Source organism: Sphingopyxis sp. (genome assembly GCF_965227415.1).
In the GTDB taxonomy this organism is placed as follows: Bacteria; Pseudomonadota; Alphaproteobacteria; order Sphingomonadales; family Sphingomonadaceae; genus Sphingopyxis.
On record NZ_OZ245749.1, the window covers coordinates 2,514,670 to 2,532,745 of the forward strand.

The 18,076-nt window shown below is 65.4% G+C and carries 20 protein-coding genes and 1 pseudogene; 5 read left to right on the top strand and 16 right to left on the bottom strand.

Annotated features, from left to right (window positions below; translation table 11 throughout):
• Nucleotides 1-6 precede the first annotated feature (6 nt).
• A complete protein-coding gene (locus tag ACO055_RS12280) occupies nucleotides 7-768 on the top strand; it encodes a hypothetical protein (RefSeq protein ID WP_422059167.1) in 762 nt (253 codons plus the stop codon).
• Between the two features lie 445 nt (nucleotides 769-1,213).
• On the opposite strand, the gene ACO055_RS12285 is transcribed toward ACO055_RS12280, so the two are convergent.
• Complete coding sequence (locus ACO055_RS12285; protein WP_422059168.1) at nucleotides 1,214-2,536, bottom strand: hemolysin family protein; 1,323 nt, start codon at nucleotides 2,534-2,536, stop codon at nucleotides 1,214-1,216.
• Between the two features lie 212 nt (nucleotides 2,537-2,748).
• On the opposite strand from ACO055_RS12285, the pseudogene ACO055_RS12290 reads away from it, so the two are divergent.
• A pseudogene (locus ACO055_RS12290) lies at nucleotides 2,749-3,437 on the top strand (OmpA family protein).
• Between the two features lie 53 nt (nucleotides 3,438-3,490).
• Here the strand turns inward: ACO055_RS12290 and ACO055_RS12295 are convergent.
• Genes ACO055_RS12295 through ACO055_RS12320 form a run of 6 tightly spaced genes read right to left on the bottom strand, consistent with a single transcriptional unit; the run spans nucleotide 3,491 to nucleotide 7,611 of the window.
• Nucleotides 3,491-4,120, bottom strand: coding sequence for a MarC family protein (locus ACO055_RS12295; protein WP_422059169.1), 630 nt, complete (start codon nucleotides 4,118-4,120; stop codon nucleotides 3,491-3,493).
• Nucleotides 4,117-4,788: a hypothetical protein gene (locus tag ACO055_RS12300; protein WP_422059170.1), complete on the bottom strand. Its 672-nt coding sequence runs from the start codon at nucleotides 4,786-4,788 to the stop codon at nucleotides 4,117-4,119. The genes ACO055_RS12295 and ACO055_RS12300 overlap by 4 nt, the downstream gene beginning before the upstream one ends.
• Nucleotides 4,788-5,699 (bottom strand): bifunctional methylenetetrahydrofolate dehydrogenase/methenyltetrahydrofolate cyclohydrolase FolD, encoded by a 912-nt coding sequence (gene folD / locus ACO055_RS12305; protein ID WP_422059171.1) that lies wholly within the window; start codon nucleotides 5,697-5,699, stop codon nucleotides 4,788-4,790. Before folD ends, ACO055_RS12300 begins: the two co-directional genes overlap by 1 nt.
• 4 nt (nucleotides 5,700-5,703) lie before the next feature.
• Nucleotides 5,704-6,012, bottom strand: coding sequence for a YggT family protein (locus ACO055_RS12310; RefSeq protein WP_422059172.1), 309 nt, complete (start codon nucleotides 6,010-6,012; stop codon nucleotides 5,704-5,706).
• Between the two features lie 34 nt (nucleotides 6,013-6,046).
• On the bottom strand, nucleotides 6,047-6,955 hold the full coding sequence (argB, locus tag ACO055_RS12315; RefSeq protein ID WP_422059173.1) for an acetylglutamate kinase: 909 nt from the start codon (nucleotides 6,953-6,955) through the stop codon (nucleotides 6,047-6,049).
• Nucleotides 6,952-7,611, bottom strand: coding sequence for a queuosine precursor transporter (locus ACO055_RS12320; protein WP_422059174.1), 660 nt, complete (start codon nucleotides 7,609-7,611; stop codon nucleotides 6,952-6,954). Before ACO055_RS12320 ends, argB begins: the two co-directional genes overlap by 4 nt.
• 117 nt (nucleotides 7,612-7,728) lie before the next feature.
• Between ACO055_RS12320 and ACO055_RS12325 the strand changes: the two genes are divergently transcribed.
• From ACO055_RS12325 to ACO055_RS12335, 3 genes are all read left to right on the top strand, one after another.
• Nucleotides 7,729-9,084, top strand: a complete 1,356-nt coding sequence (locus ACO055_RS12325; protein WP_422059175.1) for a NupC/NupG family nucleoside CNT transporter — start codon at nucleotides 7,729-7,731, stop codon at nucleotides 9,082-9,084.
• 124 nt (nucleotides 9,085-9,208) lie between these two features.
• A complete protein-coding gene (locus tag ACO055_RS12330; protein ID WP_422059176.1) occupies nucleotides 9,209-9,823 on the top strand; it encodes a hypothetical protein in 615 nt (204 codons plus the stop codon).
• Nucleotides 9,824-9,834: 11 nt separating this feature from the next.
• Complete coding sequence (locus ACO055_RS12335) at nucleotides 9,835-10,146, top strand: MliC family protein (RefSeq protein ID WP_422059177.1); 312 nt, start codon at nucleotides 9,835-9,837, stop codon at nucleotides 10,144-10,146.
• Here the strand turns inward: ACO055_RS12335 and ACO055_RS12340 are convergent.
• The 9 genes from ACO055_RS12340 to gluQRS all read right to left on the bottom strand — a co-directional run bounded on the left by ACO055_RS12340 (nucleotide 10,141) and on the right by gluQRS (nucleotide 17,933).
• The gene (locus tag ACO055_RS12340) at nucleotides 10,141-11,283 is read right to left on the bottom strand and encodes an epoxide hydrolase family protein (protein ID WP_422059178.1); all 1,143 of its coding nucleotides are present in this window, start codon (nucleotides 11,281-11,283) and stop codon (nucleotides 10,141-10,143) included. The genes ACO055_RS12335 and ACO055_RS12340 overlap by 6 nt on opposite strands.
• Nucleotides 11,284-11,296: 13 nt before the next feature.
• Nucleotides 11,297-11,785 (bottom strand): hypothetical protein, encoded by a 489-nt coding sequence (locus ACO055_RS12345; RefSeq protein WP_422059179.1) that lies wholly within the window; start codon nucleotides 11,783-11,785, stop codon nucleotides 11,297-11,299.
• Between the two features lie 67 nt (nucleotides 11,786-11,852).
• On the bottom strand, nucleotides 11,853-12,335 hold the full coding sequence (locus ACO055_RS12350) for a hypothetical protein (RefSeq protein ID WP_422059180.1): 483 nt from the start codon (nucleotides 12,333-12,335) through the stop codon (nucleotides 11,853-11,855).
• 91 nt (nucleotides 12,336-12,426) lie between these two features.
• Entirely contained in the window at nucleotides 12,427-13,293 is an 867-nt protein-coding gene (locus ACO055_RS12355) for a 3-hydroxyacyl-CoA dehydrogenase NAD-binding domain-containing protein (protein WP_422059181.1), read from the bottom strand.
• 207 nt (nucleotides 13,294-13,500) lie between these two features.
• The gene (egtD, locus tag ACO055_RS12360; protein ID WP_422059182.1) at nucleotides 13,501-14,487 is read right to left on the bottom strand and encodes an L-histidine N(alpha)-methyltransferase; all 987 of its coding nucleotides are present in this window, start codon (nucleotides 14,485-14,487) and stop codon (nucleotides 13,501-13,503) included.
• A 2-nt stretch (nucleotides 14,488-14,489) separates the two neighbouring features.
• Complete coding sequence (gene egtB, locus ACO055_RS12365; RefSeq protein ID WP_422059183.1) at nucleotides 14,490-15,800, bottom strand: ergothioneine biosynthesis protein EgtB; 1,311 nt, start codon at nucleotides 15,798-15,800, stop codon at nucleotides 14,490-14,492.
• Nucleotides 15,801-16,204: 404 nt separating this feature from the next.
• Nucleotides 16,205-16,786 (bottom strand): cob(I)yrinic acid a,c-diamide adenosyltransferase, encoded by a 582-nt coding sequence (locus tag ACO055_RS12370; RefSeq protein ID WP_422059184.1) that lies wholly within the window; start codon nucleotides 16,784-16,786, stop codon nucleotides 16,205-16,207.
• A 13-nt stretch (nucleotides 16,787-16,799) separates the two neighbouring features.
• Nucleotides 16,800-17,024: an HIG1 domain-containing protein gene (locus tag ACO055_RS12375; RefSeq protein ID WP_422059185.1), complete on the bottom strand. Its 225-nt coding sequence runs from the start codon at nucleotides 17,022-17,024 to the stop codon at nucleotides 16,800-16,802.
• Nucleotides 17,025-17,033: 9 nt separating this feature from the next.
• Nucleotides 17,034-17,933 (bottom strand): tRNA glutamyl-Q(34) synthetase GluQRS, encoded by a 900-nt coding sequence (gene gluQRS, locus ACO055_RS12380; RefSeq protein ID WP_422059186.1) that lies wholly within the window; start codon nucleotides 17,931-17,933, stop codon nucleotides 17,034-17,036.
• Between the last annotated feature and the right edge of the window lie 143 nt (nucleotides 17,934-18,076).

The following is an 18,076-nucleotide window of genomic DNA, read 5'->3' on the forward strand; positions in this document are numbered from 1 at the left end:
ATCATCATGGCGTGGCTTCAGGATAATTGGATCATCGCGGTCGTCGGCCTCGTCGTGGCGGTCCTCCTGCTGTGGGTCCTCTTCGGCCGCAAAAAGCCCGAAGCGACCGAAACTCCGCTGGCGCCGGCCGAACCGCGCAAGCCGCTCGAGGCGGTGAAGCCGGAAATCGTCGCGGCCGAGCCCGCGCGCTTCAAGCCGAGGGAACCGGCGTCCGTGCCTGTCACGGCGCCGCCTGCGGCACCCGCGCCGGTCGCCGAAGCGCCGCCTGCCCGCGTTCCCGCGCCCTCACCCGAGCCCGAACCGGCGGTCGAAATTCCCGAAGAGCCCACGGTTTCTGCCGAACCGGTCGCTGAAACCCCCGCTCCCGCGGCGCCGAAACCCGCGCCGCAGCCCGAACCCACCCCGAAACCGGCACCCGACCCCGAACCCGCGGTCGTCATCCCCGAAGAACCAACGGTTCCGCCGCCCCCACCCGAGCCGGTGGCAGCGCCCGAACCGGCTCCGGCGCCCGCCACGAAGGCCGACAACCTGCAACTGCTGAAGGGACTCGGCCCCAAGATGGTCGTGCTGCTGAACGGCCTGGGCGTCACCAGCTTCCGTCAGATCGCCGAGTGGACAGACGCCGACATCGCGGCGATCGACCCCCAGCTCGGCGCCTTCCAGGGCCGCATCGTGCGCGACAATCTGGTCGACCAGGCCAACTATCTCGCGCAGGGCGACAAGGCCGGGTTCGAGGCGAAATATGGAGCGCTTGGCGGCGAGCTCTGACGACGGCACGCGGCCGATTGCGGCCATCCCGATCCTCCCCGCTTGCGGGGAGGGGCCACCGAAGGTGGTGGAGGGGGTTGGCAGCCTGAAGCAACGTAGCGCAGGGACGCGAGGCCCCCGTCGGCCGCTGCGCGGCCGCCACCTCTCCACATATTCCCCTCGTCACCCCGGACTTGATCCGGGGTCCATGACGTCAGGGCGGCGGCGGACCCCGAACCAAGTCCGGGATGACGACTGGTTGAAAACCACCCCGAAGGCAGGCGTCCACCAGCGCGTCCGCACCCAAATAATCCTTTCCTACATTATCGCGCCATGCTCCAAGCTGGTCGATGGAAACCGATGGCCTCACCCCGCACGCCACGCTTCGCCGCGATGCCGCCCCGCTTAAAGCCACAAAGGACACATTTTGAACGCGCGCGTGCGGGGCTTTTGTGGCTTTAAGACGCTATTCCGCGTCCTCGTCCTTTGGCTTGCGAACCTGGGTGACGAGCAGCTTGTCGATCTTGCGCCCGTCCATGTCGACGATCTCGAACTTCCAGCCCCTGTCGGAGAACGTCTCGCCTTCCTTGGGCAGATGCTTGAGGATCGCCAGCGCATGGCCCGCGGCGGTCGCATAATCGCGGTCGTCGCCCAGCTCGATCCCCAGCCGCTCGGCCATCTGGTCGGCGGGCATCGATCCGGCGATCAGCAAACTGCCGTCATCGCGTTCGACGACGAAAGGCTCGCTGCCGATATCCTGGTCGGACGCGAATTCACCGGCGATCGCCGACAACAGATCGGCAGGCGTCACCAGTCCCTCGAAATGCCCATATTCATCGTGGACGAGCAGCATCGGAACGTCGGCCGCGCGCAGATTTTCGAGCGCGTCCATCGCATCGATCTGGTCGTGGATGACCTTTGCGCTGCGGGTGAGCTTCTCGAGGTCGAGCGCTTCGCCGCGAAACAGTGCCGCCGCGATGTCGCGCGCCTGCACGACGCCGACGATGTCGTCGACCGACCCGCGCGCGACCGGAATTCTGGTGTGCGGCGTGTCGAGCAGCATCGCGCGCACTGCGTCGGCGTCCGATGCGATATCGATCCAGTCGACGTCGATGCGCGGCGTCATCACCTCGCGCACCGGCCGGTCGGCCAGACGCACGACGCCCGATATGATCGCGCGCTCGCTTTCCTCGATCACGCCCGATTTCGACGCTTCGGCGACGATCAGGTGCAGCTCTTCGGCGGTCACCCGATCTTCGGATTCACGGTTGAGCCCCAGCAGGCGAAAGACGAGCGCCGAGCTGTTGTCGAGCAGCCAGACGAGCGGCGCCGCGACACGCGACAGCCAGTACATCGGCCCCGCCATGAAGATCGCGATCGGTTCGGGGGCGCGCAGCGCGAACTGCTTGGGTACGAGCTCGCCCGCGATCAGCGAGAAATAGGTCGTCACCGCGATGACGAGCGCGAAGCCCGCGGCTTGCGCATGTTCGGCGTCGATCCCGAACCACGCCTGCAATCGTTCGGCGACGGGACCGCCGAGGCTCGCGCCCGAATAGGCGCCGGCGATGATGCCGATCAGCGTGATGCCGACCTGCACGGTCGAAAGGAAGCGGCCAGGGTCGGCGCCGAGCTGGCGCGCGATCTTCGCCCCGCGGCTGCCGCGCTTTTCGGCTGCCTGCAAACGGGGCCCGCGCGCAGAGACGATCGCAAGTTCGGACAGCGCAAAAGCGCCATTCAACATGATCAGGACGGCGATGATCGCCACGTCGCCCCACGGAAAAGGGCTCATCGGGCGGTCACGCGGCGCTCGTGCGCCCAGCCCCTGTCAGCTTCGGTCATGCTGGTCCTATAGGCGAAAGGCGCGTAAATGCACAATGGTGGCAAAGTTCAATGCTCAGGGAGCGTTCAGGCGCCTGATGGAACCACATGTGCGCCAATATGTTATCGGTGGGAAGGCGGTGGAGGACCAGTCCGGCCGCCGCAGAAAAAGGGAACGATAAAATGAAGACCAGGACAATCAAGCTCACCGCGCTTGCCAGCATTGGCGCGCTCGCGCTGACCGGCTGCGTCACCGACCCCGAAACGGGCAAGCAAACGATCTCGAAGGCCGCAATCGGCGGCATCGGCGGCGCGCTTGGCGGTTATCTGCTCGGCGACCTCGTCGGCGGGCGCCGCGACCGGACCGAAAAGATTGTCGGCGCGGGCATTGGCGCGGTCGCAGGTGCCGGCGTCGGCTATTATATGGACCAGCAGGAAAAGAAGCTGCGCGAGCGCACCGCGGGCACCGGCATCGATGTCGAGCGTCAGGGCGACCAACTCGTGCTCAACATGCGGGCGACGTCACGTTCGACTATAACAGCGCGCTCGTGAAATCGCAGTTCCGCAGCGCGCTCGACAGCGTCGCCTCGACGCTCGCCGAATATCCGAGCACCTATATTGACGTGTATGGCCACACCGATTCGACGGGCAGCGACAGCTATAACCAGGGCCTGTCCGAACGCCGCGCGGCCTCGGTTGCAGACTATATGGCCGGTCGCGGCATCAACCGCGCGCGCATGGCGACGCTGGGCTATGGCGAATCGCAACTCAAATGCACCCCCGAACGCAGCGAGGCCGACTATCAGTGCAACCGCCGCGTCGAGATCCGCATCGCGCCGGTGACGCAGAGCGACGTCGCCGCCGCGCAATAGAAGTTCCATTCCCGTGGAATATGGGGCGTCGCTGAAAAGCGGCGCCCCCTCTTTTACGCGAGCGCGGGAAAGCTCGCCTTGAGGCCGTCGATCACGAACTGCGCTGCCAGCGCCGCGAGCAGCACGCCGAGCAGGCGGGTAATCACCGCCTCGCCCTTGTTGCCGATCAGCCGCATGAACGGTCCCGCCAGAAGCAGCGCAGCCAGCGTCAGCAACAGCACGAGCAGCAGCGCAGCAAAGATGACGACCGCCCGTTCGATGCCATTGTTCTGCGCGACGAGCAGCATCACCGACGCGATCGACCCTGGCCCCGCCAGCATCGGCATCGCCATCGGAAAGACCGAGACATCCTCGACCTCAGGGGTCGCCTTCACCTTTTCGGCGCGTTGCTCGCGGCGTTCGGTGCGCTTTTCGAAGACCATGTCGATCGCGATCACGAACAGCATGATCCCGCCGGCGATCCGGAAACTGTCGAGGTCGATATGAAGGAAGCTCAGCAGCCCCTCGCCGAACATCGCGAAGAAAACGAGGATGAAGCCCGCGATCAAGGTCGCGCGGATCGCCATCGACCGCCGCTGCTCGGCGCTCGCTCCCGTCGTCAGGCTGGCATAAATGGGCGCGCAGCCCGGCGGGTCGATAACGACAAACAGCGTCACGAAGGCCGAGATGAAGAGATCCATCATTTCGGCGGTGCGGCCACTTCATTGTCGATGACGGTCTTCATGGTCTTGCCGTCCCACAGGCGAACGGTGACGCGGCGCGACTGGTCGGGATGCACGGTCGAGGTCCAGCTGAGCGTCTGGTCGCCCGAAAGACCGACCGCCATGTCATCGCCCTCGTCACCCGCCTCGATCGGCACGGCAGGCCGCGATCCGCATTTCGCCTGGCTCGATTCGATGAAGTCCGGGGCCTCACGCGGCGTCGTCAGACCGTCACCATGATCCAGCACCCAACTCATCTTGCCGCTGATCGGATCGCGCATCCAGACGGTGGTGAAATAGCCGTTGGTTCCGCTCTTCTGCCACGCGCCGGTGGTGACGCCGCTGTTGCCGTCGCAGCTGACATAGACTGCGTGCGGCTGCCACTTCACCGCTTCGGCGGGGTCCTTCTGCGATTTCAGCCAGTCGCGCGCCTTCACCCGCTGCGGCACGAACATCACCGCGTCGGGCGCCGCCGTTTCGCGGAACGCCGTCCATTGTCCCTTGTCCTGCGCGAGCCGCGCAAAACCGATCTCGGCGGCGATATAGGCGCTCGGATTGGCGGCCAGCGGACGCTTGCGAGGGTCGGGGCCCTGCGCGCAGCCAGCGACAAGCGACAAGGTGACGACGGCGGCGGCGGCGAGGAAGCGCATCAGAATCCTTCCGGATCGGCGAGGCCCGCGCGGCGGTGCGCGGCGACAAGCGTGTTGCGGAGCAGGCAGGCAATCGTCATCGGGCCGACGCCGCCCGGCACCGGCGTGATCGCATCGGCGACCGCCGCCGCTTCGGCAAAATCGACGTCGCCGACGAGCCGCCCCTTGGCCTCGCCTTCGGCAGGCGGCAGGCGATTGATCCCGACATCGATCACCACCGCGCCAGGCTTGATCCAGTCGCCCTTGACCATTTCGGGCCGTCCAACCGCCGCGACGACGATATCGGCACGGCGGACGAGATCGGGCAGATCCCTGGTGCGGCTGTGCGCCATCGTGACCGTCGCGTTCGCGCCGAGCAACAGCGCCGCCATCGGCTTGCCGACGAGGATCGAACGGCCGATCACGACCGCGTCCTTGCCCGAAAGGTCGCCGAGACGATCCTGCAACAGCAGCAGGCAGCCATAGGGTGTGCACGGCACCATGCCGGGGATGCCAAGCGCAAGGCGTCCCGCGCTGACCGGGGTCAGCCCGTCGACGTCCTTGTCGGGATCGATCGTCGCGACCGCGGCCTGTTCATCGAGATGACCGGGAAGCGGCAGCTGGAGCAGGATGCCGTCGACCGCCTCATCGGCGTTGAGCCGCGCGAGCAAGGCTTCGACCTCGTCCTGCGTCGCGCTCGCGGGCAAGCGATGCTCAAAGCTCGCCATGCCGGCGGCAACCGTGGCCTTGCCCTTCGAGCCCACATAGACGGCGCTCGCCGGATCGTCGCCGACCAGCACAACGGCCAGGCCAGGCGCGCGGCGGACTGCGGCTTTGAAGGCGGGAACAGCGGCGGCGATGCGGACGCGCAGCTCTGCGGCAAAAGCCTTGCCATCGATGACGCGCGCGATTTCGCCGACTCCCGCCATCATGCGATCACGCCAGTCCGGCGTTGACGCCGACCTGATACAGATAGCTGAGCACCGGTCCGCGGATGATGATCAAAAGGATCAGCACCAGCATGGGGGTCAGGTCGATGCCGCCGAAGTCGGGCATGATGCGACGGAGGGGGCGATACAGCGGCTCGGTAATGCGTTCGAGCACGAACCACAGCTGGCGGACAAATTCATTGTGGGTGTTGATGACGTTGAAGGCGAGCAGCCACGACATCACTGCCTGGATGATGATGATCCACCACAGGATGTTGAGGAGGATCGCCAGAATATCGAGAAACATGAAATACATTAGGAGCTCCGGCCGATAGGTCGAGGGCGCTATACTAGCGGTGAATGAGGGTGCCCGCACCCCTTGCGGTGAAAATTTCGAGCAGCATCGCGTGCGGGATACGGCCGTCGAGAATGACCGCCGCCTCGACCCCGGCATCGACCGCGGCGACGCAGGTTTCGACCTTGGGGATCATGCCGCCGGTGATCGTGGCGTCGGCCTTCAGCGCGTCGATCGCGGCGCGGTCGAGATCGGTGAGCAGCGCGCCCGATTTGTCGAGCACCCCCGCCACGTCGGTGAGCAGGAAGAACCGCTTCGCACCGAGGGCGCCGGCGATCGCGCCAGCCATCGTGTCGGCGTTGATGTTGTAGGTCGCGCCGTCGGCACCGAGCGCCACCGGCGCTACGATCGGAATGAAATTATCCTTCGTCAGATTGACGAGAATCGTCGGATCGACCGCGACAGGCTCGCCGACAAAGCCGAGGTCGACATGCCGCTCGATCCCTGAATTGGGGTCGGGTTCGGTGCGGCTGATCTTTTCGGCGAGCACCAGATTGGCGTCCTTACCCGAAATGCCGACCGCGCGGCCACCAAGACCGGCGATCCAGCTGACGATTTCCTTGTTGATCTTGCCCGCGAGAACCATCTCGGCGACCTCGGCGGTCGCGGCATCGGTGACGCGCAGGCCGCCGACAAATTTCGATTCGATCCCGAGCTGTTTCAGCATCGCACCGATCTGGGGCCCGCCGCCATGGACGACGACCGGGTTGATGCCGACTGCTTTCAACAGGACGACATCTTCGGCAAAGTCGCGCTGCGCTTCGGGATCGCCCATCGCGTGACCACCATATTTGATCACGAAGGTCTCGCCGGCATAGCGCTGCAAATAGGGCAGTGCCTCGACCAGCGTCTCGGCCTTGGCGAGAAGGTCGGGCATTTTTGACGGATCGGTCATCGCCATCATCCGGCAACCTCTGGCGCCGTCGTTCCGTCGAGGCGGCGGCCGATCGCAACCACGGCCATCACAAGCAGCGGCACCATCACCGCCGACAGCACGATCTTGGCGAGCATCTGGCCAAGCATCAGGTCGGCAATCGGGCGGACGCCGTAGAAGCTGACGGTAATAAAGATCAGCGTATCGACAATCTGGCTGAGCGCGGCAGCAATGAAGCCGCGAAGCGGCAGCAACCGACCGTTGTTCGCTGTCATCCGTGCAAAAATCCAGACGTTGAGGCTGACCGACACACCATAAGCGAGAATGCCCGCTGCCATCATCCGCCAGCTTTGACCGACGATGATCGGGAAAGCCTCTTTCGCCGGTTCGTACATGCCCGGGTCGGTCGGCAATTGCAGCACGAAGACCGTGAGGATAATCGCAAGAACCAACGGGATGAAGCCCAACCGCACCAGCCGGTCGGCGACAACGCGGCCGTGCAGCTCGGCGATACCGCTGGAGATGGCGATCAGCGTCAGAAACGGGAAAATCCCGGCCTCGACCGCGAGCGAACCGAGCGCCACCTGCTTCGCGCCCAGAAAGCCGCCGAGCGGAACCATGCCGCCGTAGAGGATTGCGAACAGCAGCAACGAGGGCGCTATGACGCGCGAAGAGCTATTTTCCATCGGCGCCGCTTAATCGCTTTTGTGCGCGGAGGAAAGATGGCGTGACCGCACAGGCTTGCCCCGCCGCCAAAGCCCGTTAGACACGGGCAATAAACTTGCGGGGGACGCACAAAGATTATGGAACGGCTTATCGGTTTGCTCGGCATCGTCGCATTGCTTGCGATCGCTGTGCTTTTTTCATCCAACCGGCGCTGGATCCGCCTGCGTGTCGTCGTCCCCGCCTTCCTGCTGCAGGCCGGGTTCGCCTTGCTGGTCCTCGGCACCCCGTGGGGGCGCGCCATCATTCAGGGGATGTCGGGCGCCGTATCGAACCTGCTCGGCTACGCCAAGGCCGGTACCGATTTCATCTTCGGCCCACTCGCTGCCCCTGAAATGGGCGGGCACAGCTTTGCGATTGCAGCGCTGCCCGTGATCATCTTCTTCGCGTCGATGATCTCGATCCTCTATTATCTCGGCATCATGCAGCTCGTGATCAAATGGGTCGGTGGCGCGATCCAGAAGATTACCGGCATCACCAAGGTCGAAAGCCTCGGCGCCGCGGCAAACATCTTCGTCGGACAGAGCGAAAGCCCGCTCGTCATCCGACCCTATCTCGCAAGCTTGACGCCGTCGCAGCTCTTCACCGTGATGACGGTCGGCATGGCCGGCGTCGCGGGCACGATCCTGGGCGCCTATGCAAGCATGATCGGCGCGCAGCTGCTGCCCTATCTTCTCGCCGCAAGCTTCATGTCGGCTCCCGGCGGCATATTGATGGCAAAGATCATGATGCCCGACGATCCCAAGGATCTTGGCATCGAGCCCGTGATCATGCCCGAGGCGAGCCATGACGAGGAGAAGCCGGCGAACATCATCATGGCCGCCGCGCAAGGCGCGCAGACCGGCGTCCGGCTCGCTGTCGCAGTCGGTGCGATGGTACTCGCCTTCGTCGCGCTCGTCGCGCTGGCCAATGGGCTGCTCGCCGGCATCGGCGGTTGGTTCGGCTATCCCGATCTGTCGTTCCAGGCGATCATCGGCACGATCTTCCGACCGGTCATGTGGCTGATGGGTGTACCGTGGGACGAGAGTGCGGCGGTCGGCGGCCTGTTCGGCACCAAGATCGTGCTCAACGAGTTCGTCGCCTTCATCGACCTTGGCAAGGTGCAGGCGACGATGTCGCCCGCTTCGATCGCGATCGCGACCTTCGCGCTGTGCGGTTTCGCCAACTTCAGCTCGATCGCGATCCAGATGGCGGTGACCGGCGGGCTTGCGCCGAACCAGCGCCCGATGATCGCCAAGCTCGGCCTGAAGGCGCTGCTCGCGGGCAGCTTGTCGAACCTGATGTCGGCGGCACTTGCCGGCCTGATGCTCGGCATCGCGCCACCCGCCGCACCGCCTGCGCCAGCACTGGGGCCGGACGCAATACCCAAAGCGATACCGGCGCCCGATGCGATACCGGAGAACGCGCCGGCTGCGGAAGCTGGCAAGGCGCCGTGACCTGCGGGTTCGGCGCGGCCTATGCGCGCCGGCAATTGGGACAATTTGCAAGCCGCCGCGGCATGACGTAAACTTCCGGAAAATAACGAGTCCCGGGTCGCGTTTCGCCAACAGGGAGGCTGTCATGAAAACCGCTTATCGTTTGTCGATCCTTGCCGCAGCAGCGGTGTCGATAGGGGCGGGCTTTCTCGCCACCTCGAGTGCGCAGCCGCCCCAGGACAAGATGTACCGGCCGCCCGAGGCGACGATCTATCGCGACGCGGCCTATAAGGGACCTGCGGTCTTCATCGGAGAGGCCAAGCCCGACCTCGGCCTTGCGTGGCCCGTCAATTCGGTTCGCGTCGCCAACGGCCGTTGGGAATTGTGCGAGAAAACGCGCTATCGCGGCGGATGCCGGATCGTCGATCGCGACACGCCGTTGCTGGGCAATGTCCTGCGCGGCATCAACGTCCAGTCGATCCGGCCGATCGGTGCCGGAGGCGGCGGATGGAACCCCAATCCGCCAGCGAACGATCAGGTCGCGCGTGGCAATTTTGCCGAATTCCACACTCAACCCGCGACCGGCAACTATCGTGTCCTGGCTTGCGTCAACGGCGCGGCGACCGCCAATTGCGCGGCGCGGACCGCCGACACATGGTGCCGCTCGATCGGCTGGAACGGTTCGGCGCGCGAACATATGGAAACGGTCGCCGGCCGCGAATATCTGGCCGATACGCTGTGCGTCCGTTCGGGTTATTGAGGGGAAATGCGATGAACAAGACGATCCTGATCCTGGGCGCCGCGCTGGCGGTGGCCGGCTGTTCCTCGGTACCGCGCAACACGGGCACCAGCTATGACTGTAGCGGCGGGACGAAGCTGAAGGTCGACTATGTCGGCGACGGCGCCATCGTGCGCGTCAATGGCCGGCGCTCGCTGGTGCTGAAGCAGACGCCATCGACCAGCGGGTCGGTCTATGAAAACCGGACCGGGGCGCGGCTCGCGCGCAACGGCAATGACGTGATGTGGAACACCGCCGCGCGCAGCGCAGCCGAAAGCTGCCGCGTCGTCTATACGCCGCTATAGGCTCATCGCGCCCAGCGCGGCGCGGACCTCGACGACGAACAGGTCGGGCTGTTCCCAGGCGGCAAAATGGCCGCCGCGGGGCAGCTCGTTCCAATAGACGATATTCTTGTACCGCCCCTCGGCCCAGCGGCGCGAGAGGCGCATGATCTCGTTCGGGAACAGGCTGCACCCCGTCGGCACATGGATTTCGCCAAAGCCGAACTGCGCGAAGCTGTGCCAATAGAGGCGCGCCGACGATGCCGCGCTGTTGGTCAACCAATAGAGGCTGACCGTATCGAGCATCGCGTCCTTCGACAGCGCCTTTTCGGGATGGCCGCCGATCGACTGCCCGCCAGGTTGGTGTCCGCAATCGGTCCAGCCGTGGAATTTTTCGACGATCCAGGCCATCTGCCCGGCGGGCGAATCGGCGAGACCATAGCCCACCGTCTGCGGCCGCGTCGCGTGCTGGGTCGAATAGCCATTGTCCTTTGCCCGGTACCAGCCGAACCGCGCCAGATAGGCTTTCTCGTCGTCGGTGAGGTCGTTCATCGTGTCGGGATCGGGCTGGCCGACGATCATGTTGACATGGATGCCTGCGCAATGATCGGCGTGATGGCCGCCGATCGCACAGGTCACCGCGCTGCCCCAGTCGCCGCCCTGCGCGAAATAGCGATCGTAACCGAGCGCGCGCATCAGCGCGTCCCACGCGGCGGCGATATGCTCGACGCTCCATTTGGCTTCGGCGGGTTTGCCCGAGAAGCCATAGCCGGGAAGCGACGGAATCACGAGGTGATAGTCGGCCGACAGCGGTTCGATGACGTCGAGAAATTCGAGCACCGATCCCGGCCAGCCGTGCGTGAGGACGAGCGGACGAGCGGCGGGATTGTTCGAGCGGACATGCAGAAAATGGATGTCGAGCCCGTCGATCGCCGCGAGGTAATTCGGCCAGGAATTGAGCTGTGTCTCGACCTTGCGCCAATCATGATGGTCGCGCCAATAGGCTGCGAGTTCCTGCGCATAAGCGAGCGGGACGCCCTGATCCCAATCGGCAACGGTTTCCTTTTCGGGCCAGCGCGTGTTCGCAAGCCGGATCTTCAGGTCGTCGAGCGCCGCCTGCGGAACCTCGATCGTGAAGGGGCGGATGTCAGCAACGTCCATATCGTCTCTCCGATCAGGGGCGCGCGGGCGCCTTGCAGCCGCGTTCGAGCCCGACGCCTTTCAGGAACCCGCGACGCACCGTACCGGCATAGACCGCCTCGGCATAGCGGCGGCGCTCGGCATTGGCGCCGGTGACTTCGCCGATCAGACCGCGAAAGGGAATGACCGAGCCGGCGAGGTTGCCGGCGACGCGGCCCGCGGTTTCCTCACGCTTCTTGTCCCTGCTCTTCTCGACCGTCTGGTTGACGTCGGGGCCGAGGACTTCGTCTAGGTCGGTGATTTCTCGAATGATCGCCGAACATTTGCCAAGCCCCGCGAGCGAATAGGGGGCGTCCTGAATCGCCAGCAGCTTGGCCGGCACTTCCTTGCCGTCAAAGGGTTCGGCGACCGAATTGGCGGTATCCTTGATCGTCGAATCCTTGGGCGCGCCTTCCTGCGCCGCCGACGGCGACACGGCGGCGAGCGAGAGGATCGTCAGGCTGGTGGCGACTTTGCGGAACATGGCGGCTCTCCTGCGGCCCCAATGGCCTCTCGACTCGAACGCCCGGCGGCGCGTTCGGCTCCCGGCGTCACTCCGCCGTCGTATAGCCCTTGTCGGTCGCTTCCTGTCCGATCGCCGCGGTGTCGGCGCCCCAATAATCGAAAATCCGCTTCAATTCCTTTTGCGGCAGACCCTCGACGACATAACCGCCGAACATATACAGCATGCCCTTTTCATTCGTGCCGACGCGCAGCAGGTCGAATTCGTCGTTCATCTGCTGAATCCAGTCCTGCGGCGCATTGAGAACGTCGCTGTACGACGCGACGAGCGTCATATATTTGCAGTCCTTGCCCGCGGTGCAGCCCTGAAGGCGCAGCGTCGACGAGAAGCCCTCGATCTTGATATCGAATTCGGGCGTCGTGTCGGCCTTGGCGATCGGGCTGAGCTCATAGCCCATCGCCTTCAGCGTCGACCAGAAATTGGCCGGATTCTGGATACTCACCGACTGGGCGTGCGCGGGCGCCGCCGACGCGAGACAGGCTGTCGCAGCAGCCGCAATGATCAAACGCATGATATCCCCCACAAAGATGCCTGCGAACCCGGCCGCCATCGTGTGCAAGGATGCCCCGGTCGTCCAGCCCTAAATTGCGGGCGCCGCGCTTTTACCGCGTCGGAACCGGCTCCGCCCCGGTCCAGTCGTAAAAGCCGCGCCCGGCCTTCTTGCCGACCCAACCGGCCTCGACATATTGGACGAGCAGCGGCGCGGGGCGGAATTTCGGATCGCCGGTGCCGCTCTGGAGGACGCGGATGATTTCGAGGCAGGTGTCGAGGCCGATGAAATCGGCGAGCGTGATCGGGCCCATCGGATGATTGAGACCCAGGCGGCAGCCCGCGTCGATATCCTGCATCGTCGCGACGCCTTCGCCCAGGGCAAAGACCGCTTCGTTGATCAGCGGCATCAGCACACGGTTGACGATGAAGCCCGGCGCGTCGTTCGCATGGACGATCTGCTTGCCGAGGCCGCGGCCATAAGCCTCGACCTTCGCCAGCGTGTCGTCGCTGGTGGCGAGCCCGCGGATCAGCTCGATCAGACCCATCACCGGCACCGGGTTGAAGAAATGGACGCCGATGAAGCGCGCCGGATCGGGCGCGGCCTGCGCGAGGCGGGTGATCGGAATCGAGCTGGTGTTGCTGGCGAGGATCGCGGTGGCCGACAGATGCTGGCCGACGCTGGCAAAGATTGCGCGCTTGATCTCTTCGCGCTCGGTCGCGGCCTCGACGACGAGATCGGCGGGCGCGAAGGCGGCATGGTCGGCAACGGGCGTGATCCGGCCGAGCAGCGCATCGGCGTCGCCCTGCGTCATCTTTTCCTTGGCGACGAGGCGGCCGAGCGATTTGGCAAGGCCCGCCTTGCCCGCTTCGGCGCGCGCCAGGTCGATGTCGGACAGAAGCACGTCGTGTCCGGCGCCTGCCGAAACCTGCGCGATGCCCGCGCCCATTTGCCCTGCCCCGATGACGCCGACGATCATGACCTTTTCCTCCACAATATTTCCGAACTCTTGACCCGTCACCCCGGCGAAGCCCGGGGTCTCGTCGGTGCGTCTTGCAGAAACGGCGGGATCCCCGCCTTCGCCGGGATGACGATATTGGATCGCTGCACTAGGGTTTCGGCCCGGCCCGTCAAGAGGCGACCGGGGAAGGGCGGCCGCAGGAGATGAGCCGCAAAGGAGCCCGCCTTAGGGGGCCGAACGGAACTCGGTCGCCTCGGCGAGGATCAGCGCGAAGGCCGGATCGACATCGTCCCACGTCGCGACCGGAGTCCAGCCGCTCGCGCGGAGGAGCAGGTTCGCATCGCGCGGACCATATTTATGGCTGTTCTCGCTGTGGATCGTCTCGCCCCTTGCCATCGCATAGCGGCGGCCGTCGATCGTGAAGTCCATGTCGCAGGCCGCGACAAGATGCATTTCGATCCGCGCATGGACGTCGTCCCACACGGCGCGGTGCATGAAATTGGCGACGGGGATCGTGCCGCCAAGCTCGCGGTTGATGCGTTCGAGCAAATTGAGGTTGAACGCGGCCGTGACGCCCGCCGGATCGTCATAGGCGAGTTCGAGCGTCGCGACATCCTTGATGCGGTCGACCCCGATCAGCATCAGCGATCCGTCGCCGAGCGCAGCGCGCCAGTTGCGGAGCAGGTCGATCGCGGTGCGCGCGACCATGTTGCCGATCGTCGAACCGGGAAAGAAGCCGAGCTTGGGCAGCGGGCAGATTTCGCGCGGCAGATCGACGCGCTGCGTGAAGTCGGCCTCGACAGGATAGATGGCGAGGCCCGGAAAGCGCGCCGCGAGCGATGCGGCGCTGCCGCGCAAGAAGTCGCCCGATATGTCGACGGGGACATAGGCCGCAGGGTCGATCGCCTGGAGAAGCAGCGGCGTCTTGGTCGAACTGCCCGAGCCGAGTTCGACGACCGCGCGGCCCGCACCGATCGCGGCGGCCATTTCGCCCGCGTGGCGCGTGAGGAGATCGGTCTCGCTGCGCGTCGGATAATATTCGGGGAGCGCCGTGATATCCTCGAACAGCGCCGAGCCGGTCGCGTCATAGAACCAGCGCGCGGGGATCGCCTTCTGCTTTTGCGACAGGCCGGCATGGACGTCGGCGCGAAAGGCGATATCGACCCCCGCGTCGTCCGCCGAAACCTGACGAAGATTACGCACCACGCCCATGATCAGATGTCCTTTGCGAGCCGCACGCCGGTGAATTGCCAGCGCTGGTGGGGGTAGAAGAAATTGCGATAGCTGGCGCGCAGATGGCCGCGCGGGGTTGCGCAGCTGCCGCCGCGGAGAACGAACTGACCGTTCATGAACTTGCCATTATATTCGCCGACCGCACCGGGCGCGGCGCGGAAGCCGGGATAGGGGCGATAGGCGCTGCCGGTCCATTCCCACACGCTGCCGAACATCTGTTGCAGATCAGTGTCGGTGTCGGCGGAGGCGACAGCAGGCTGCACCGCGCCGGCAGCATCGAGTTGCTGGCCGGTGTGCGGGTCGAAGGCGGCGGCGGCGGCTTCCCATTCGAACTCGGTCGGCAGGCGGGCGCCGGCCCAGCTGGCGAAGGCGTCCGCCTCGAAAAAGCTGATATGCGTCACCGGCGCGGCGGGATCAGCGTCCTGCCAGCCCGCCAGCGTGAACTGCCGCCCATCGCGCCAATAGGCCGGGGCCCGCACATCATCGGCCTGCACCCACGCCCAGCCGTCGCTGAGCCAGAGCGACGATGTGTGATAGCCGCCGTCGTCGATGAACTGTTGCCATTCGCTGTTGCTGACCGGGCGGCTGGCGAGCGCGTGCGGGGTCAGAAGTGCTTCGTGGCGCGGACCTTCGCAGTCGAACGAGAAACCCTCGCCGCCATGGCCGACCGAAACAATACCCTCGGCTCCCTTGATCCATTGCAGCGCGCCTGCCCGATCGGGCGACGCCGCCAAAGGCGCAGAAAAGGGGGCAACTTCACGCGCGATCGCAGTGGCGCGCGGCCACGCGGCCGGGCCGAGCGGATTTTGCGCGAAGAGATGCTTGAGGTCGGTGAGGAGCAATTCCTGATGCTGCTGCTCGTGATGGATGCCGAGTTCGACCAGCGCCTGCGCGGCGGGCGGCAGATCGGGAAGCGCGGTCTGTACCGCCGCATCGACATGCGCGCGCCAGACGCAGATTTCGTCGAGCGAGGGGCGCGTCAACAGGCCGCGGCTGGGGCGCGCGTGGCGCGGCCCCTCGGCCTCATAATAGCTGTTGAAGAGATAGGCATAGCGATCGTCGAACGCGCGATAGCCGGGCAGATGATCGCGCAGCACGAAGGTTTCAAAGAACCAGCTGGTGTGCGCGAGATGCCATTTGGCGGGCGAGGCGTCGGGCATCGACTGCGCGCTGGCGTCGGCATCCGAAAGCGTGGCGACGAGATCGAGCGACAGACGGCGCGTCGCGGCAAAGCGGCGGCCAAGCTGCTCCAGCGGATCGGTTCGGTGTGACGTGTCGGTACGGCTGGCCATGGTGAGACAATCCCCCGCGAGGCGATTCGGTTTCGCAGCAAGACCGAATATGGTTACAGCGCGCCCGATTGTCTAGAACATTAAGAGAACATCGCTTTTCTTCGTCATGCCGGACGCTTCGACAGGCTCGGGACAGGCTTGATCGGGCATCCATTTTCGCGGCGTCGTTGGTGGACCGCGGATCACGTCCGCAATTATCCCACTGGGACGAGGAACTGGTGCTCCCCCGCGAAGGCGGGGGTCCAGCAACAGGGAACGACGCGCGCGGCAGTGCGCCATTCGACGCTTCGCGTCGAAGCTTGGACCCCCGCCTTCGCGGGGGAACACATGCTTGCTCCCATAGGATATATCCGGGTCAAGCCTGTCCTGAGCCTGTCGAAGGGTCCGGAGTGACGAGATTCAGGTCAGCGCGTCGCGCCGGGTTTCCACAAGATGTCGCCGCCGGCAGCGGCATTGATATGCCGGGTCATCACGAACAGATGGTCGGACAGCCGGTTGAGATAGTTGAGCGCAAGCGGATTGAGTTCGCGTTCGGTGTTAGCCGCCACCGCGGAGCGTTCGGCACGGCGGGTCACGGCGCGGGCGAGGTGGAGCCGCGCCGCCGCTTCGGTGCCGCCGGGCAGGATGAAGCTTTTGAGCGCGTCGAGATCGTCGTTCATTCGGTCGATCTCGTCCTCGAGCCGCGCGATCTGGCTCGGCACGATGCGCAGCGCCATTTCGTGCGGGCCAAAGCCGAACTGGATGTCGGGCGGCGTCGCAAGGTCGGCGCCCAGGTCGAACATCTCGTTCTGGATGCGCGCGATCATCTTGCCATGCTCGCTCGCCGCATCGAGCGCCACGGCGGCCAGCCCGACCGCGCTGTTCGCTTCGTCGACATCGCCGATCGCCGCCATCAGCGGCGCCGATTTGGCGATGCGCGAGCCATCGACAAGCCCCGTCGTGCCGTCGTCACCGGTGCGCGTGTAGATCTTGTTGAGCTTGACCATCAGGCCCTGCAGCTCAGCGCGAGCCGGCCGTTACGCCAATGATGATGAGCAGGATGATGGTGATCGCCTGCCACTTCACGCGCGCCATCATCATCTTGTTCTGCAGCAGCTGATTTTCATGGACCGTACCGTCCATCGCCGCACGGTGGCCCTGCGCAAACAGGAAGAGTCCGCGGGCAAGCGCGAACAGGACGAGACCGGCCGCCGCAACGACACCGAGGACGAGCAAGAGTTGCATGTCCCCTATCTAGGGCATTTGCAGCGAATATCCAGTGGGAAGGCGCCCGGCGACGAGCGCGGCGGCGAGCGCCGGTCCGCCCGCGCCCGACCGGCGTAGCATCGCGAGCGAAGCGGCGGCATCGCGCTTCGCGAGGCGCTTGCCGTCGGGGCCGCAGACGAGCGCGTGATGGCGATAGACGGGCGTCGGCAGCGCGAGCAGCGCCTGGAGCAGCCGGTGCACGTCGGTCGAGGCGATCAGGTCGGCGCCGCGGATGACATGCGTGATCCCCATCGCGGCGTCGTCGAGCGTGCTGGCGAGATGATAGCTGGCGGGCGCATCCTTGCGCGCGAGAACGACGTCGCCATGCACGAGCGGATCGGCGAGGCGGCGCCCCTGCCCCTGCCCCTGCCCCTGCTCTTCCCAATGGAGGTCGCCGGCAAGCGCGGCGGCGCGCGCCATGTCGAGGCGCCAGCAATGCGGATCATTCGCCATGCGGCGTTCGCGCTCGGCGTTGGACAGCGGCCGGCACGTGCCGGGGTAGATCGCGCCCGCCGGTCCGCCTGTCAGTCCGCCTGGGCGGGCGCCTGGAGGCCCGTGCGGCGCGGACAGGCTCGCGGCGATGTCGGCGCGGGTGCAGAAGCAGGGATAGACGAGCCCGCGCGCCTTGAGGTCGCCCAGCGCCGCGGCATAGGCGCCCAGATGCTGTGCCTGGCGCACCGGTTCGCCGTCCCATGCGATCCCCAGCCAGGCCAGGTCGGTGAGCGACGCCGCGACATAATCCTCGCGCGAGCGGCTGCCGTCGATATCGTCGATGCGGAGCAGAAAACGGCCGTTCGCGGCGCGCGCCGCATCATGGGCCAGCGCGGCGCTATAGGCGTGACCGAGGTGGAGTTCGCCCGTCGGGCTGGGCGCGAAACGGGTCAGCATGAGCGTCGGCAGAAATCCAGATGCAGTGGCGTGGCTTTTCGAATCATTCCATATCTTGCGGCACATGCCCCCTTGACGCCAGATTCTGATGCGTCATGTAATGATGCTGTCACTCGGGGAAGGCAGTGGCGCGCCATCCACCC

Bases quoted from the DNA above. Each gene is read 5' to 3' on its own strand.
- ACO055_RS12280 (WP_422059167.1), top strand. From the start codon at position 7: ATGGCGTGGCTTCAGGATAATTGGATCATCGCGGTCGTCGGCCTCGTC.
- ACO055_RS12285 (WP_422059168.1), bottom strand. From the start codon at position 2,536: ATGAGCCCTTTTCCGTGGGGCGACGTGGCGATCATCGCCGTCCTGATC.
- ACO055_RS12295 (WP_422059169.1), bottom strand. From the start codon at position 4,120: ATGATGGATCTCTTCATCTCGGCCTTCGTGACGCTGTTTGTCGTTATC.
- ACO055_RS12300 (WP_422059170.1), bottom strand. From the start codon at position 4,788: ATGCGCTTCCTCGCCGCCGCCGCCGTCGTCACCTTGTCGCTTGTCGCT.
- folD (WP_422059171.1), bottom strand. From the start codon at position 5,699: ATGATGGCGGGAGTCGGCGAAATCGCGCGCGTCATCGATGGCAAGGCT.
- ACO055_RS12310 (WP_422059172.1), bottom strand. From the start codon at position 6,012: ATGTATTTCATGTTTCTCGATATTCTGGCGATCCTCCTCAACATCCTG.
- argB (WP_422059173.1), bottom strand. From the start codon at position 6,955: ATGATGGCGATGACCGATCCGTCAAAAATGCCCGACCTTCTCGCCAAG.
- ACO055_RS12320 (WP_422059174.1), bottom strand. From the start codon at position 7,611: ATGGAAAATAGCTCTTCGCGCGTCATAGCGCCCTCGTTGCTGCTGTTC.
- ACO055_RS12325 (WP_422059175.1), top strand. From the start codon at position 7,729: ATGGAACGGCTTATCGGTTTGCTCGGCATCGTCGCATTGCTTGCGATC.
- ACO055_RS12330 (WP_422059176.1), top strand. From the start codon at position 9,209: ATGAAAACCGCTTATCGTTTGTCGATCCTTGCCGCAGCAGCGGTGTCG.
- ACO055_RS12335 (WP_422059177.1), top strand. From the start codon at position 9,835: ATGAACAAGACGATCCTGATCCTGGGCGCCGCGCTGGCGGTGGCCGGC.
- ACO055_RS12340 (WP_422059178.1), bottom strand. From the start codon at position 11,283: ATGGACGTTGCTGACATCCGCCCCTTCACGATCGAGGTTCCGCAGGCG.
- ACO055_RS12345 (WP_422059179.1), bottom strand. From the start codon at position 11,785: ATGTTCCGCAAAGTCGCCACCAGCCTGACGATCCTCTCGCTCGCCGCC.
- ACO055_RS12350 (WP_422059180.1), bottom strand. From the start codon at position 12,335: ATGCGTTTGATCATTGCGGCTGCTGCGACAGCCTGTCTCGCGTCGGCG.
- ACO055_RS12355 (WP_422059181.1), bottom strand. From the start codon at position 13,293: ATGATCGTCGGCGTCATCGGGGCAGGGCAAATGGGCGCGGGCATCGCG.
- egtD (WP_422059182.1), bottom strand. From the start codon at position 14,487: ATGGGCGTGGTGCGTAATCTTCGTCAGGTTTCGGCGGACGACGCGGGG.
- egtB (WP_422059183.1), bottom strand. From the start codon at position 15,800: ATGGCCAGCCGTACCGACACGTCACACCGAACCGATCCGCTGGAGCAG.
- ACO055_RS12370 (WP_422059184.1), bottom strand. From the start codon at position 16,786: ATGGTCAAGCTCAACAAGATCTACACGCGCACCGGTGACGACGGCACG.
- ACO055_RS12375 (WP_422059185.1), bottom strand. From the start codon at position 17,024: ATGCAACTCTTGCTCGTCCTCGGTGTCGTTGCGGCGGCCGGTCTCGTC.
- gluQRS (WP_422059186.1), bottom strand. From the start codon at position 17,933: ATGCTGACCCGTTTCGCGCCCAGCCCGACGGGCGAACTCCACCTCGGT.